Genomic DNA, 15,160 nt, shown 5'->3' with positions numbered 1-15,160 from the left:
TATAATATAATTATAAGCATAAAGTGATTAAGGTAATCACTGCCCCAAAGCCAGGGGGTTCACTGGCAAAGATAGGATTTAAGATTATGGCTTTTTCATCTTCAGTTGTGAGTTATCCGAGTCGTGGCAGTTATGGCGATAATAAATATCGTGGCAACTGTTCAGGTTATATTGTTCGTGATTTTTGCGAAACGTATTTAAAAAAAGGCGGTTTGTTGGTTGACCCAAGCGTAGGAAGCAATACAAGTGGCGAGGTTGCACAAGAGTTAGGTATTAATTTTGTTGGTACTGATTTAAGCCAGGGGTTTAATTTGTTAACTGATGATTTAGCCTCTTTTGTTGGTACTCAAGCTGATGCGGTTTGGTGGCATCCGCCCTATTGGGATATGATTAAATATTCAGGTCATCAATGGGGTGAAGAGGCTAATTGTTGGGATATGTCTCAAATGAGCCTATCAGACTTCACAGAAGCCTTAATACTAGCTTTAATGAATATTCATGATGCAACTGTTACCAATGGCTATTATGGCGTATTAATGGGTAATTTAAGAAGAGACGGCAAATATTATAATTTATCTTCATTGGTCGAAAGGGCAACCCCTGCTAATTTGGTCGATGAAATTATAAAAATTCAACATAATTGTATGAGTGATAAAAGACGTTATAAGGGTAAAATTGTGCGTATTGCTCATGAAAAACTTTTAGTATTTAAGAAAATAGCCGTTTCTCTTTTTTACATCACTAAAAATTTTCAAAAAATGGCAAACTGTAGCCGTATGACCTGGAAGTCAACAGTTAGACGTATTTTGCAAACTAAGCAAAAATGGCAGTTAAAAGAGGTTTACGCCCAGGTTGAGCCATACGCACAAACAAGAGATAACAAAAATTGGAAAGCCAAAGTAAGACAAGTATTGCAAGACGAGCGTTATTTCAAACGTGAAGAAATAGGCGTTTACAGCCTAGTAAGATAAGGTTCATTTAATATTAACTAAAAAGTAAATAAAGAGGTTAAAACCTCTTTATTTACCGCCAATTAACTATAAGGATTAAATTATGAAAATCAAAGTTGAAGATTATAAAGATGATGAAAACGTAACGCTTACCTGTGCTGATTATGAGTTACTGTATCAGGCTTTAGCGTTTGCCAATAACTCAACTATGTTTATTTTGAATGACGAAAAAGCTGAACGCATGGAAGAGTTAATCGCTAAATTCCCAGGCATCGAGTAACCCAATAAAAAAGGCTGTCTAAGGACGGTCTTTTTTATTCCCTAGTGAATTGTAAAACTATGTAAAAACTATTAAAAAACTAGGTTTAAACTATTGACAATATATAACGTATATAATATAATTATAAGCATAAAGTGATTAAGGTAATCACTGCCCCAAAGCCAGGGGGTTCACTGGCAAAGATAGGATTTAAAATCATGGATTTATTTTATGTGAGCGATATATCTAATAATGTTCAAGTATGGAACTTATTATTACGCAAATTAAAGGGCTATAATGGCTTAGATGGTATTCATGATGAAGCCTGGCAAGTGGCAAGGGCATCACAAGAAATACCTCACATGGGTAATATTATCATGGAAGTAACCGCCAGGCGATTAGGTGGGGCGATCCTGGAGCGTTACCCTGAAGCTGATATAGAATACAGTATTAATGCCCTCGATAGCACCTTTTGGGTTGATGGTATTGAGATTTTAAGCATTGAGGATTATCAAGACGCTATTAAGGAACATATTTAATATAAGGATTTTTTATTATGAACATTCATGATGATGAAGAGTTTAACCAATGGCAAAAAACTGAAAGGCTTTTATTTAACGACCAGTTAAAAGATAAATTCAATATACAGTATTACCGTCATGTTTATGCCAAACCTGAAGTTTATTTTGTCAGTGAAGAGGATTTTTTCAAACTTAAAGACAATCAAAATTTTGATGAAGTTTTGAAGTATTTAAGGGCTAATTATGAAGATGATGCTAAAAGCAAATAATTATAAAAAAGGCTGTCTAAGGACGGTCTTTTTTATTCCCTAGTGAATTGTAAAACTATGTAAAAACTATTAAAAAACTAGGTTTAAACTATTGACAATATATAACGTATATAATATAATTATAAGCATAAAGTGATTAAGGTAATCACTACCCCAAAGCCAGGGGGTTCACTGGCAAAGATAGGATTTAAAATCATGGATATTCAAACTATTCAAACTAATCAAAAGGCTTTAGAAGTTGCAAAGATGCCTGGCATGTTAAAAGGCGAGATCGTACCAATGCAAGATAGATTAAATTTCTTGCCGATGCAAATGGGATTACATACTATTCAATTTGAAAACCTTATATATCAGTTTGCCAGTGCATTATGTGCTGATTATAAAGGCGATTATTGGGAGTTTGCGACCATTGATAACGGCAACTATTTTTATCTTTATCCTAGCACAGAGAAACCCTATTTAATTGAAAACCCTGGCAATTACAGCAGTGAATTAGTTAATAATCGTTTGTTTGGTTTTATTGTCACCACGTTTGCCTTAAATAGCTTATGTTGGAGCGTTAAAGACAGCAAGGCAGTACAAAAATTTTCATCGTCGTATCATGGAATGATAGAGTATTTTTACAACACTTTAGGCAAATTAGCTGATACAGAAGATGAAGCACTAAAAGCCGATGTTAGTAAAGTTAGATTAGCATTTTTTAATTTAACTGATTGATAGTTAAGTTATTTACTTAGGTTAGATAAATGCTTCACCGCATTTATCTAACATTCAACCAATACAAAAATTAGGTGCATCATGGCTATAGATGACAAAATGGATAAAATGAAAAGTAAACTTAATTACATTGCTTACTTCATCATACAAGGGTTTGAAGAGACAGGCATGGATAGGGCTTACGTTTATGACAAACTCGAAGAGTTAAGCAATCATAAAAATAAGTATGAATCTTTAGATTGGGCTTGTCGATGCCTGGACTCAACTCATTTACCTCTATTAGCAAAAAAGATGAATTTTACTTTAGAAGAAATGAGAGTCACTAAAATTATTTTCAAAAGGATATAAATTATGAAAAAGCCAACTAAATTTAAAGCGTATCGTGATATTGTTGTTACGCCTGATACTAATCAATTCATTGGTTTACGTAAAGAATTTGATACGCAAGAAAACGTTGCTAATTTTTTAGGTCTAAGTGACCAAGAAACGATTAGCCGTATTGAAACCACAGGTTGCGATATAGATCCACGAACATATAGCTTGTTTTTACTTTTAAGTGGCAACCATCCTAAGTATAGGCTTAAAGGCAAAGAGTCGCTTTATAAACTACCTATTGAACATCAGGGGGGTGATACTTTTAAAACTATTCGTAAGCAATCAGGCATGACACAGCGTAGCGTAGCTAATCATCTAAAGTTGACAAGCGGTAATTTGATTAGTTGGTATGAAAAGGAACGGCAGAACCCTAGTACCCAAACTTATACGCTTTTCTTGTTAATAACTAATAATCATCCTTATTTTTCGTTAGAAATGAGAGCAAACTACTTTTTGTCTCAAGCAGTATTTTCACCTCTTCAGGTCAATACGCCATTAATTACACTGTTTAATAAGGATTGATTATGCAAGTCTTATTACAAATCGTACTGGTTATAGCAACCGTATTTTTTGGTTGGTTTGCTCATAAAAAAAAGCAAAAGAGCCGTCATCTTCATAAAAAATTGGCTTTGTATTTCAATAAGCTAAATTCTCTTTCACCTAGCGAACAGAAGAAAGCTATCACTGATTTAAAGCATATTGGTATTACTGGCATTAAAGGCAGTGAATACTACATCCGTGAACGATTAGTTTACTCTACCGTTGCCATTGGTCTATTTGTTATCGCTAAAGTTATGGCTATTTTTGGTCTATTAGGTATAGGTGATGTTAAAGAATACACCAGGCTTACAATTATAATTATTCTGTGTTTTGGAGGTTATAAGTTTTATGAATTATATAAGGTTGCCAAACTTAATTATGAGATAGCTGTTCTTAAAAATATTAATTAGAGGTGATACATGAAACTTTTTTTTACATACCCAAAAAATAGCGTAGAACAAGAGTGCAAGTTTGAACCCAATATCATTAATCATGATAACGGCAATATTGATCTAAGTCTTAAAAAGCATTGGCTTTATTCTTTAGATGCAAATTTGCATCCTGTTACCGCTATGATGCAATTACAGTTCAAGAAAAATGACTATGTAGGATTATTCGTTAAAGATATTAATCTTAACTGTTATCATTTACGCTTTGATTGTGAAAACTCGATACTTCGAGCATTGGTAGAACAAGAGCAGTATGAGGCGGTTTACAATTATGTTTCTAATATTCTATGTTCCCCTGCCCTGTCTGTTATCGAGCTACTATCTAAAAATCATAGAGAGTTTGAAGATAAGGAGTTAGACTACTTTTACGGATATATAGATGCCATGTTTGATAGTGGATTTATCAAAGCCGATTTTAAAGAGCGATTAGAGGGGATGGCTTACCAAGTGCATATAAAAAGTGTTAACTGTATAAAAAAGGCTGTCTAAGGACGGTCTTTTTTATTCCCTAGTGAATTGTAAAACTATGTAAAAACTATTAAAAAACTAGGTTTAAACTATTGACAATATATAACGTATATAATATAATTATAAGCATAAAGTGATTAAGGTAATCACTGCCCCAAAGCCAGGGGGTTCACTGGCAAAGATAGGATTTAGCCAACTTTAGGAATTAAAACCATGAGTAACGACAAACCTAATACCAATGAAATAGGGGTTATTATAATAACTGATAGAGATCGCATCGAGTATGACTATATCGCTAAACATCGGGGCGAAAAGTCTATCGAGTATGCTATACAAAAATTAAATGGTAAACGTCCTTATGTATCAAATATTGCAAAAATATTAAAAATTGAGATACCAAAAAATCTGCCTGATCCTCAAAATATAATGCCTATCGAGCAAGGGTTAGAGATGTTGGCTAAAGTTATGAAAATACGAAAAGATTGAAAGCATTAACCGAGTAGCATCCCTAACATGACTGCTATAAAACCCCCCAAAAAAGCTGAAGCAAACATAATCAGATTATTTTTCATTGGGTCGCTATCCTTTAGCGACTCATTTAAACGCAACAAATGCACGTTTAATTTACGTTGTATCTCTACGTTATCACTAACCTCTTTATGAACACTTTTAAGCCTATCTTGTGCCCTAGTTATATCAGATGTAACGGCATGTTGAATGTTATCTGCCACCTGATTACTCGCCTCTTCAAAGTAAGTAGGTAAGGTTTCAGATAAACCCCCAACCTCTTTTGATAATTTTTCGATGCGTACCAAAGTTGCGTCTATTTCTTCTAAGGCGTGAGAGATCATAGCTTCTTTTAAAGTCTTGTCGTTTGCCACAATTATTATTCCTATAAAAAATTAAGAGAACCGCCCCAAGTTTCGCAAAACTTGGGGCATATCACGCCCCGCAGGGCGTGATATTAAAAATTTAGATCTTCAAAAACATCATTTAGATTGTCGTTAGCAGTAACTGCCAATCGCTGTAATCCGATAAGGTTAGCAATTGATTTTTTCTCGCTACGGTCTTTAGCCTGGCGTAACTGATCTCGTAAATCCGACATACCCAATAATTCAGATATAGATTGTTTACGGTGTCTTAATTCGTCATAGACTTCATTTTTTTCAATACCAGTTTTGGGTACAGGTATCTTAACAGTCTGCAAAAACTCAATAATTGAGTCAAAATCTTCATCCATAGTATCAATGTCATCAACCTTATTGAATACTATCTTAATTTTTTTAGATGATACGCCCATTTTTAATAAAGCGGTAATAGCTGATGCTGTATCAATCTGCTCTTTACCATCGGGAACGACAGGCAAAACAAAATAATTAAAATCTTCATGACTACCTTTATACTGTGCCATCATTCGCATTGTCTCTTCAATGTTAGAAGCCCCAATATCAATAATCAACTTATCATTTATCAATAATTCATCCTGAAGCATACCGTATTCTTTACCCTTAATTTTGAATTGGGTATCGCCACCGTCGTTAATAGTTTCAATAGCAATAACAGGTGTGTCTTGCATACGTGGTTTTAGTAAGTTATTGACTACAGTTGTTTTACCAACCCCACCTGCATAATTTAAAACGGCAATTTTTAATTGTTCAGGTGCTTTATTTTCTTTTGCTTTGGTCATGTTTAATATCCTTAATCAAGAATTGTCTTATTTGACTCTTTACGTTTTAGTTTCTCTAACGCAGTATCTAAATCAATAGATTGTAGATCCTGGTTAGAGTCGTCATCTTCGTTTTGCGTATCACCTAAAGAACTATCTTTAGGCTCTACTTTTAAGTTTGAGTTACTAATATTTGATGCGGTTTGGTCGTGCGTATTGTCGATGATATTTTCAACCGATTGAGTTTTTGCTAGTTTTTGACGATGACGATAGACATAATTTTTGAGCGTACCAGGTGTTAAATCTAAACCCTTTTTATCTAGTAAAATTTTGGAAACGTCATCATAACTATAAGACTCTAACAGATCGCTAATGTAGTCATACAATTCACGAAACCTTGCTATTTTCTTTTTTCTAATCATTCATTTTTACCTCGCTTAGTGCTTCATTCGGATAATAGCACGTAATAAATAATATTGCTAACTAATTGCTAACTAATTGCTAACTTTTTGCTATCTTATGCCATATTTTAGGGCAAGTCAAATTATTTTACTAACTTTTTGCTAACTACTTGCTAACTACTTGCTAACGTTATGCTAACGTTATGCTAACAACGGTGAGTTGTAACGCTCTTATGGCTATTTTTTTAAAAAAATAGCCACTATGGTTGAAAGATAAAGCCCTTTCAACCACTAAAAGCAGTCATAATTAAAAAGCAAATTATGACTACACCATACGCACCCTAAAGGGATGCCACGAAAGCCCCAAAATACGCCTATTCAGTCGTATTTTGGGGCTTTCGTGCTGTTTGCTAAACGCAAACAAAAAAGCATTACAAGCTACTAATTACTTGATATAATTAGTTTACAAACTGTAAACAGGTGATTTTATGGCAAGCGAAACAATATCTTTTAGAGTTAATACCGAAACTTACTTAAAATTGGAGGCTTTAGCTTCAGAAAAGGGTACTAGCGTCGGCTTGTATTTAAAAGATAAGATTGAGGATGAAGCAAACCAACTAACAACAGACGTAAAAATGATGCAGTCTGATTTGTCAGATATTATAGTTATGTTGACCGAACTAAAGCAGGACAACAAACAGACAAATTCATCAGAAGTTACCCCACAACCAAACATCAATAATTCAGCAATTATTGAAATATTAATGATATTAAGAGAGATCGCACAACCTGGTAAATTATCTTCAGCACAGAAAAAAGTAAGTGCTTTAGGTTTAGATATATTTAAAACATGGGAAAGATAGCTATGACGAAACCACAGAAATTTTTGATATTTATTTTACTTATGATGACCTTACCGTGTTTAGTTTGGTTCATTGCATTAAGCAACTTACATCACATACCTGAAGAGAATAGATTAGGTTTTTTTCAGTATGCAGTAATGGAAACGGCAAAAGGGGCGGATTGGCGATTATTAGGGTTATTTATCCTATCTATACCGCTAACTTTTCTTTTGTGTAAATTGCTAGGATTATTTGATGAACAAGGTTTTAAAGGGCAAAGTTTTAAGAAGTTTCTTAGGGGAACAAAAATAGTATCTAAAAATAAGTTAATAGGCATGACTAAAGATAGGAAAAAAGATCAAATAACAATATCAGAAGTGCCTATACCAACTGATATAGAAAATCTTCATTTTCTATTAAATGGTTCAACTGGTGCAGGTAAGTCAGTAACATTACGTGAAATGATCAACGGTATTGTTGAACGTGCAAAAAAAGCAATAGCTAAAGATAGACCCAAAGCAGGGGATAGAATGGTAATTGTAGATCCTAATGGCGATATGTTTAGTAAGTTTGGTAAAAAGGGCGATATATTATTAAACCCATTTGATAAACGTACTACAGGATGGTCAGTTTTTAATGAAATTAGAGATAACTATGATTATAGAAATTACACACTATCAATCGTTCCTCGTTCATCTGATGGGTCATCCGAAGAATGGAACGGTTACGGCCGTGTCATCCTTGAGTCAATTATGAAAACCCTTAAAAGAAATAGTGGCGGTGAAAATCCCACTATGGAAGAGGTAGCCCACCTAGCAACTGTTGAAGAAGTTGGCAAGTTAAAAAAATTCTTAGCAGGAACAGACGCAGAAAGTATGTTTGTAGAGGGTAGTGATAAAGCATTAGGATCAGCTAGATTTATTTTATCTAAAAGACTGCCAATTTTTAAAGATATGCCCCAGGGGGATTTTTCTTTAAGGGATTTTTTAGAGAACGGTACAGGTAATATATATATCACCTGGAAAGAGGCTCAAAAAGAGGCATTAAAACCAATAATTAGTGCATGGATTGATATTATTTGTTCATCTATCTTATCTTTACCTGAAGATAAGGAACGCAGAATATGGCTATTTTTAGACGAATTAGCCAGTTTAGATAACATTGCAAGCCTTGAAGATGCTTTAACTAAAGGTCGTAAAAATGGATTAAGAGTAGTTGCAGGTATTCAGTCAGTTTCACAATTAATCAAAATATATGGTCGTGAGGGAGCAACTATTATCATGAGTTGTTTTAGATCATTAATTGTTATGGGTGGCTCAAGTGCTGATCCTGAAACTTCTGAAGCAATGAGTAAGGCGTTAGGGGAACATGAGGTTATCAGAGAAAGCAAGAATAAAACCAGTGGCGGTAATAAAGGCGGTATGAGTACATCGAGGAGTGAGCAAGTATTACGTGAAAGAGTCATCATGCCGTCGGAAATATCATCATTACCAAACTTGGAGGGCATTTTATCTTTTGCAGGTGATTACCCTTTATGCCGTTTTAAATCAAAATACGTGTCTTATAAAGAATACAATCAACCGTTTGTAGATATTGATTTATGATTTCACCCAAACCGATTACACGCAAAGATGCAGGTGACGCTAGTGTAACTAAAGCTATTGATAGCTATTATCAAGAAGAAAAGGACGATTACTATACTAGAGAAAAGCAACCATCTGAATGGTATGGTAGCCTGGCGACTGATTTAGGGCTAGAGGGGCATGTAGAAAAGGACGATTTCACGCAATTGTTAGAGGGTAAGTATAAAGGCGATACATTAAGAGACTCTAGCTTTAAAAAGAAAAATGCTAATGATCGTCTTGGTATGGATCTTACCTTTAATGCCCCAAAGTCAGTAAGCATACAAGCATTAGTAGCAGGGGATAAACGACTCATAGAAGCCCACCATGAAGCCGTTAGAGAGTCTTTAGCTATGGTTGAGGGTAATGCTCAAGCGAGAAAAAAAGTTAAAGGTAGCACTAGAGTTGAAAACACTAACAATATAGCGGTTGCTATGTTCCGTCATGATACTAATCGCAACAATGATCCTCATTTACATACACATTCAGTAATACTCAATATCACCAAAAGAGGGGATGGGGCTTATCGTGCTTTACATAACGATAAGCTAGTAAAAAAAATCCCTGAAGCAAGTCAAGCCTACCAAACAAATCTAGCTAAGAAAGTTAAAGATCTAGGCTACGATATTAGAATTAATGATAATGGCACATTTGATCTTGCTCATATCAGCCGTGAGCAAATTATGCAATTTAGCACACGTTCTCAACAAATTGAAAAGGTTCTAGCTGAACGTGGGTTAAGTCGTGAGACTGCCACCAAAGAAGAGCGACAAATGGCTAACTTTGTTACTAAACAAAGAAAAAGGCTAATTGATAAATCCACTATTCAAGAAAAATGGGCTATAACGGCCAAAAAACTAGGTTTAGAAAATGTATTAATGCCTGAAAAGGTACTAAAAACAAAGGATAAGGAGTTAGACCATGAGCAAGAAAGAGAGTACACAGGAATTAATAGATATACAAGAGCAACAAGAGATCATGGGGCAAGTCAGTCAAACGATAAGCCCATCACTTCAGGAACTAGACAGCGAGAAAATGCCAAAGACGACAAGTTGCATGAATTGTCTAGCTTCAATGTGGCAAGTATTGCCCGACGAGGTAAGATGTTATTGCAGGATAACGCACAGCTTCAGTTATACAAGCAAAGAGCCTCTACAATTTTTGGATTGCGACGGAATTTACATAGCAGAACAGATGGAACAGAAATAGATAAATTCGACAAGCAGTTTGGTAAGCCTGGTGATAAGCCCAAACATCAAAATGAAATAACAAACTTAAATGACACTCAAACAATCAACGAGCGTCAGTACGACACTCTACAAGATAATAAAGGCAAAGAGAAAGAGAGCCTTAAAGATATGCTTGAGTATGAAGCACCAACTACTGAACTAACTGAAAGATGGGGGGAAGTTGCCGAGCAATTAGGCTTAGATCTTGAACCAGGACAAACTTTTAATGAACCTAATAATGAATTTAATGGTAATAAACTCATGTCTCATGTTGTTAGTCATCTAACTGATAAAAGAGTTGACTTAACCAGGGATGAAATTATAAGGGAAGCCTTAAAAAAAGGAATGGGTGAAATTGGATCAGATGATGCCGAAACGCTTTTAGATAAATACATAGAAACAGGTGATATTGTCAAAGCAGAACCTCTATACAAAACTGCTGATGATAGAGGGGAGGGCACAGCCAAAACTATTAAGGAGTGGGTTAACTCAATAGATAAGGATAATAAAATATCTGAAGAGGTAGCCCAACAAACTATTGAAAAAGGTATTAAAGAGGGTCGTTTGATAGCCTTAGAGGAACGCTATGTAACCAAGCATGATCTAAGAAGTGAAAATAATATACTTAGAATAATGAACGAGGGTAAAGAAGCTACTAACTCATACTATGATCAAGAAAATGCTGAAGCAATTTTAGAAGAAACGACTTTAAATAAAGGTCAAAAAGAGTCAGCAAGTTTAATCATGACAACTAAAGATAGGGTAATTGGCATACAAGGTTATGCAGGGGTTGGTAAAAGCTACACCTTATCCCAGGTATTACCTCAAGTAGAGAAAGCAGGTAGTGGCGTTCATGTATTTGCACCTTACGGCAAACAAGTTAAGGGGTTACGTGAAGATGGTCATGATGCTCATACTGTAGCTAAATTATTAAATAGTCAATCCTTGCAAGATGAAATATCTGAACAAGATCTAATTGTCATTGATGAAGCAGGGGTATTAGCTAACAAAGATGCAGAGAAAATACTTCAACTTGCTGAAGATAAAAACTGTAAGGTGGTTCTATTAGGTGACACGCAACAAACAAAAGCTATCAACGCAGGTAAACCGTTTGATCTATTGCAGGCTAAAGGTATGCAGACAGCTACGATAGATGAAATTCAGCGACAAAAAGACGAACAACTAAAAAAAGCAGTACACCAGGCATCACTAAGCCAGGCTGAAAAATCCATAAAAACTTTAGGTAAATCCGTATATGAAATAAGAGACAAATCAAAGAGACTTGATCGACTTGTAGATAAGTATATGGAATACGATCAAACAGAAAGAGATAATACGCTTATTGTCACTGGTACAAACGCTGATAAAGATTATATCAATGATCAAATTAGAGATCGGATTGGGCTAAAAGGTCAAGGTGTTATATCGGAGCAATTAAAACGAGTTGATATGTCTCAAGCTGAAATGAAACACGCACGATACTATAAAGAGGGTCAACAAGTTGAAATACAAACAAACCCAAGAAGCAAAGAATTAAAAAAAGGTCAGATTTATACGGTTATTGGCAAAGATAAAAATGAACTTCTTGCCGAAGATAGTAACGGCAAACAAGTAAAAATCAATCCAACAAGAGAGAAATTAGCTACTTATGAGTCTCGCCAATTTGAAGTTAGTAAAGGTGATAAGTTAACAGTAACCAAAGGTGATAAAGAATTGGGAACAGTAACAGGGGATAAATTAATCGTTGAGAAAGTTAATAAAAATACGATTTTAGCTAAAGATGATAAGACTGGTGAAGCTTTTCAATTCAATACAAAAGATAAAAATCATCTTGATTATGATTATTCATCGACTGTTCATAGTAGCCAGGGAACGACAGTTAATAACGTACTTATTAATATTGATACGAAAAGTAAAACCACATCAAAAGAGCTTTACTATGTGGCCGTCAGTAGGGCAAGAAACAGTGCTATTGTATTGACAGATAATACAAAAAAATTGCCGTCTGCAATTTCTAAAGGTGCTGAAAAACATAGTGCTTATGAGTTGACCTCACCTAATCAAAAATCGAATAAAACAAATGTAAATTACAGTAAACGTAACAATCATCAATATGAACGCAAGGAGCAAGAATTGGAAATGTAATTTACAGTAAAAAACTATTTATTTAATAGTTTTTTACTGGTACTATATAAACAGGTAAGGAGGTGTGAAATGTCAAAAGTTAGACAGGGAATAGCCCAATCACAAGTAAATACAGGCTCATTTTTCATAATATCCATAGAGATTATTATAACCTCTATGTTCTTGGGCGTGTATTTTAAATCCTGGTACGTGGGGGGAGGTGTATTATTGTTCTTAACTTTATTTATATCTAATGCCTACTTATCTATTGCATTTTCTTTTTTGATGGTTTTAGGGTGGGGCTTTATGGGATTTTTGATAGGATCTATTTTTGGAGGCCTCGCCCCTAAAATCGTCATTGGAGTTATTGCTTTTGTAATTGGTATAGGCGTTCATTTTTCAGCAATTGAACATTTTAATGATCTTACGACAAAACATAGAGGTAACTTATGAGCAAGAAAAAAAACAAAGACAAGGTGCTAACTGTAGCGACAGAACCTAATCTGTACGAAGCCTTTAAAAAAACGGCCAAAGATAATGATCGTACAATGACGGTATTAGTTAGAGACTTCATGCGAGATTATGTTAAAAAAAACGGCCAGGGCAAATTATTCGATTAAATTCATCTAATCAATTTTCATCTAATCAATTTAAATCACAAAAGGTAATATATATTATGTCAACTCAAAGAACATTATCTACAGAATATGAGGCAACCGAAGATGTTTATAACGCAGTAATTGGCAAGTTATATACAGAACGTCGTAAACATAAAAAGGGAAGTGATACTTTTAATAAACTTGATCAGAAATTAGACACGTTATTAGCAAATAGAAATAACCTCAATAAATTCTCTTTAAATGAACTTGCGGAACAAGCAGGAACGCTTAAAAGTGATATAGACAAATTCATTAGCAACCTTTAATAAGGCAAAAATATGAATGAGAAGCAAAAGCAAGACCTGATAGAAAAATATAAAGTTTCAGATGATGAAATTGAAGTTATAGCTAAAGACGTTATTGAAAAAGAAATTAGTCATCTTAGTAGCCCCGATAAGCCCACAATTATCTTTACTGGTGGTCAAGCAGGTGCAGGTAAGGGCGGTATAGCAAGACAGCAATTAGAGCGTTTTAACAATGATATAGCTGTAGTCGATGCAGACCGTTATCGACACCAACACCCTAAAAATGAAGAAATTAAAGAGCGTTACCCTGAAATAGCAAGTAGTCTCAACCATCAAGCAGGTGCTCGTATTGGTAACAAAGTTAGAGATTCAGCTTTTGAAAAAAACGCTAACGTCTTGTTTGATCAAACATCGAGGACACCCGACGGCATCAGAGCAATTAAAAACAGAGTAGCCGAAGAGGGTAAGGATTATAATATAGAACTTCATGTATTAGCCAGTGATTTAGATACAAGCAGAATGAGAGTACATTCAAGGTATGAAGATGGAGGAGGGGCTGAAAAAGGTGGTCGCTATGTTGATGATACTTTTCAAGAAAATTCTTATAGAGGTCTGGCTGATACGGTAAAGTCTGTCGAAGATGAAAAAACAGTAGATAGAATTGTTTTATACAACAAATATGTTGAGCCTATTTATGATAATAAATTAGTAAATGGGGAATGGAAAAACAAGCCCCAGGCACATGAAACACTTATTAACGAAAGAGAGCGAGAACTTAGCCACCTAGAAAAAAAAGATTTAGCCCAAGGGTGGCAAAGAGTTAAGTTTAAGATGGAACAAAGAGAGGCAACCGTAACTGAACCTGGTATAGCTAAGGTGGCAGAAGAGGGCATTAAAAAAGCTGAAGCAAACCACAATCTTAAAATAAAGGATCTTCAGGCAGTCAAACCTGGTCGCACGTATTCAGGAACATTTACGGCCGTTAGTGACAATGGTAAAGCCTTACAACAAAACAATAGCGGTAGCGGATATGTTCATCAAACTGAACACCTTAATGAAAAGATAAAGACAAACTTAATAGGGCAAAATCTAAAAGTTAAATACGATAACAATATGAAAGTGGAGCTATTAAGCTCACACTTAAATAATGAACATAATAAGAAATTAGTCAAAACTCACGATATGGGCTTAGAAAAATAGAAAAAGGGTTGCGACCCTTTTTTTTAATTATTTAATTTGTTCTGTAAACTTTCTTTTCATAGGGCATTTAAAACCGCCGTTTTGATCTACCTGGTTTAGTATTATTTGCATTTTGTCTTTTACGCCTAAATTTCCTAATATACTGTTTAGCATTTTGCAGGTTAAAACTAGATTGCTTGAAGAGTCATTACCACCGCTACTTTTGGGTATAATATGCTCAATTGATGCGTTACTTGGTTTAATCTGATTTCTACAGTAAAAGCATTTACCGCCCTCACGCAAATATAGTGTCTTTGTTTTCATTAATACCTGCTTTTTATATACCTTTTTTATTTACAGCCGTATGTTGTATTATTTAACTCATCGAGTCTATCCAATACATTATCCCATTTTTTATAACTATCACAATCAGGCGAAGTAGTCGCTAGCCAATTATTAACACAAGAGTAACTTACTAACATCTCGTTATCATCATAAACATAATCGCCAACTTCAGCACCATACAAGTAGTCCTGAAAACCATTAATTTTGGCCGTTTCTAAATCTTCATTTGTCAATTTAACAAATCCATTATTTTTAGTCTTACTCATAATTAACCCTTTTTTTATAATAACAATCTATATT

The 15,160-nt window shown here is 34.6% G+C and carries 22 protein-coding genes; 17 read left to right on the top strand and 5 right to left on the bottom strand.

Translation table 11 applies throughout. From position 1 onward, the window contains the following. Nucleotides 1–86: 86 nt before the first annotated feature. The 10 genes from AC21OG_RS12490 (at nucleotide 87) to AC21OG_RS12445 (ending at nucleotide 5,034) form a co-directional block, all read left to right on the top strand. Complete coding sequence (locus tag AC21OG_RS12490) at nucleotides 87–971, top strand: hypothetical protein (RefSeq protein WP_487378359.1); 885 nt, start codon at nucleotides 87–89, stop codon at nucleotides 969–971. A gap of 82 nt (nucleotides 972–1,053) precedes the next feature. After that, nucleotides 1,054–1,230, top strand: coding sequence for a hypothetical protein (locus AC21OG_RS12485; RefSeq protein WP_487378360.1), 177 nt, complete (start codon nucleotides 1,054–1,056; stop codon nucleotides 1,228–1,230). Nucleotides 1,231–1,427: 197 nt separating this feature from the next. After that, the gene (locus AC21OG_RS12480; RefSeq protein WP_491185093.1) at nucleotides 1,428–1,748 is read left to right on the top strand and encodes a hypothetical protein; all 321 of its coding nucleotides are present in this window, start codon (nucleotides 1,428–1,430) and stop codon (nucleotides 1,746–1,748) included. Nucleotides 1,749–1,765: 17 nt separating this feature from the next. After that, nucleotides 1,766–1,999: a hypothetical protein gene (locus AC21OG_RS12475; protein ID WP_487378362.1), complete on the top strand. Its 234-nt coding sequence runs from the start codon at nucleotides 1,766–1,768 to the stop codon at nucleotides 1,997–1,999. Between the two features lie 195 nt (nucleotides 2,000–2,194). Next, nucleotides 2,195–2,716 carry an antirestriction protein gene (locus AC21OG_RS12470; protein ID WP_487378363.1) on the top strand — a complete coding sequence of 174 codons (522 nt, stop codon included), beginning with the start codon at nucleotides 2,195–2,197 and terminating at the stop codon, nucleotides 2,714–2,716. 81 nt (nucleotides 2,717–2,797) lie between these two features. Beyond that, nucleotides 2,798–3,064, top strand: coding sequence for a hypothetical protein (locus AC21OG_RS12465; protein WP_487378364.1), 267 nt, complete (start codon nucleotides 2,798–2,800; stop codon nucleotides 3,062–3,064). Between the two features lie 3 nt (nucleotides 3,065–3,067). After that, the gene (locus AC21OG_RS12460; RefSeq protein ID WP_487378365.1) at nucleotides 3,068–3,613 is read left to right on the top strand and encodes a helix-turn-helix domain-containing protein; all 546 of its coding nucleotides are present in this window, start codon (nucleotides 3,068–3,070) and stop codon (nucleotides 3,611–3,613) included. Between the two features lie 2 nt (nucleotides 3,614–3,615). Further along, nucleotides 3,616–4,041: a hypothetical protein gene (locus AC21OG_RS12455; protein ID WP_487378366.1), complete on the top strand. Its 426-nt coding sequence runs from the start codon at nucleotides 3,616–3,618 to the stop codon at nucleotides 4,039–4,041. Nucleotides 4,042–4,050: 9 nt separating this feature from the next. Then, complete coding sequence (locus AC21OG_RS12450; protein ID WP_487378367.1) at nucleotides 4,051–4,569, top strand: hypothetical protein; 519 nt, start codon at nucleotides 4,051–4,053, stop codon at nucleotides 4,567–4,569. 192 nt (nucleotides 4,570–4,761) lie between these two features. Next, nucleotides 4,762–5,034: a CppA family protein gene (locus tag AC21OG_RS12445; RefSeq protein ID WP_487378368.1), complete on the top strand. Its 273-nt coding sequence runs from the start codon at nucleotides 4,762–4,764 to the stop codon at nucleotides 5,032–5,034. Nucleotides 5,035–5,039: 5 nt separating this feature from the next. On the opposite strand, the gene AC21OG_RS12440 is transcribed toward AC21OG_RS12445, so the two are convergent. The 3 genes from AC21OG_RS12440 to AC21OG_RS12430 all read right to left on the bottom strand — a co-directional run bounded on the left by AC21OG_RS12440 (nucleotide 5,040) and on the right by AC21OG_RS12430 (nucleotide 6,636). Continuing rightward, nucleotides 5,040–5,429 (bottom strand): hypothetical protein, encoded by a 390-nt coding sequence (locus tag AC21OG_RS12440; RefSeq protein ID WP_487378369.1) that lies wholly within the window; start codon nucleotides 5,427–5,429, stop codon nucleotides 5,040–5,042. Nucleotides 5,430–5,512: 83 nt separating this feature from the next. Further along, on the bottom strand, nucleotides 5,513–6,235 hold the full coding sequence (stbB, locus tag AC21OG_RS12435; RefSeq protein ID WP_487378370.1) for a StbB family protein: 723 nt from the start codon (nucleotides 6,233–6,235) through the stop codon (nucleotides 5,513–5,515). 11 nt (nucleotides 6,236–6,246) lie between these two features. After that, nucleotides 6,247–6,636 (bottom strand): hypothetical protein, encoded by a 390-nt coding sequence (locus AC21OG_RS12430; RefSeq protein ID WP_487378371.1) that lies wholly within the window; start codon nucleotides 6,634–6,636, stop codon nucleotides 6,247–6,249. A gap of 467 nt (nucleotides 6,637–7,103) precedes the next feature. Between AC21OG_RS12430 and AC21OG_RS12425 the strand changes: the two genes are divergently transcribed. From AC21OG_RS12425 to AC21OG_RS12395, 7 genes are all read left to right on the top strand, one after another. Beyond that, nucleotides 7,104–7,478, top strand: a complete 375-nt coding sequence (locus AC21OG_RS12425) for a hypothetical protein (protein ID WP_487378372.1) — start codon at nucleotides 7,104–7,106, stop codon at nucleotides 7,476–7,478. 2 nt (nucleotides 7,479–7,480) lie between these two features. Beyond that, complete coding sequence (locus tag AC21OG_RS12420) at nucleotides 7,481–9,061, top strand: type IV secretion system DNA-binding domain-containing protein (protein ID WP_487378373.1); 1,581 nt, start codon at nucleotides 7,481–7,483, stop codon at nucleotides 9,059–9,061. Next, nucleotides 9,058–12,453 (top strand): MobF family relaxase, encoded by a 3,396-nt coding sequence (gene mobF, locus AC21OG_RS12415; protein ID WP_487378374.1) that lies wholly within the window; start codon nucleotides 9,058–9,060, stop codon nucleotides 12,451–12,453. The genes AC21OG_RS12420 and mobF overlap by 4 nt, the downstream gene beginning before the upstream one ends. Nucleotides 12,454–12,522: 69 nt before the next feature. Then, complete coding sequence (locus AC21OG_RS12410; RefSeq protein WP_487378375.1) at nucleotides 12,523–12,885, top strand: hypothetical protein; 363 nt, start codon at nucleotides 12,523–12,525, stop codon at nucleotides 12,883–12,885. Beyond that, nucleotides 12,882–13,052 carry a hypothetical protein gene (locus AC21OG_RS12405; protein ID WP_487378376.1) on the top strand — a complete coding sequence of 57 codons (171 nt, stop codon included), beginning with the start codon at nucleotides 12,882–12,884 and terminating at the stop codon, nucleotides 13,050–13,052. The genes AC21OG_RS12410 and AC21OG_RS12405 overlap by 4 nt, the downstream gene beginning before the upstream one ends. A gap of 56 nt (nucleotides 13,053–13,108) precedes the next feature. Next, a complete protein-coding gene (locus AC21OG_RS12400) occupies nucleotides 13,109–13,357 on the top strand; it encodes a hypothetical protein (RefSeq protein WP_487378377.1) in 249 nt (82 codons plus the stop codon). A 12-nt stretch (nucleotides 13,358–13,369) separates the two neighbouring features. After that, entirely contained in the window at nucleotides 13,370–14,536 is a 1,167-nt protein-coding gene (locus tag AC21OG_RS12395) for a zeta toxin family protein (protein ID WP_487378378.1), read from the top strand. Nucleotides 14,537–14,563: 27 nt separating this feature from the next. On the opposite strand, the gene AC21OG_RS12390 is transcribed toward AC21OG_RS12395, so the two are convergent. Beyond that, nucleotides 14,564–14,839: an HNH endonuclease gene (locus tag AC21OG_RS12390; RefSeq protein WP_487378379.1), complete on the bottom strand. Its 276-nt coding sequence runs from the start codon at nucleotides 14,837–14,839 to the stop codon at nucleotides 14,564–14,566. Between the two features lie 26 nt (nucleotides 14,840–14,865). After that, the gene (locus AC21OG_RS12385; protein ID WP_487378380.1) at nucleotides 14,866–15,126 is read right to left on the bottom strand and encodes a hypothetical protein; all 261 of its coding nucleotides are present in this window, start codon (nucleotides 15,124–15,126) and stop codon (nucleotides 14,866–14,868) included. Nucleotides 15,127–15,160: the final 34 nt, after the last annotated feature.

The organism is Psychrobacter sp. CX5 (genome assembly GCF_057621535.2).
Note: the sequence above shows the minus strand (reverse complement) of the source record. Positions and strands in the feature narration are given on the sequence as shown.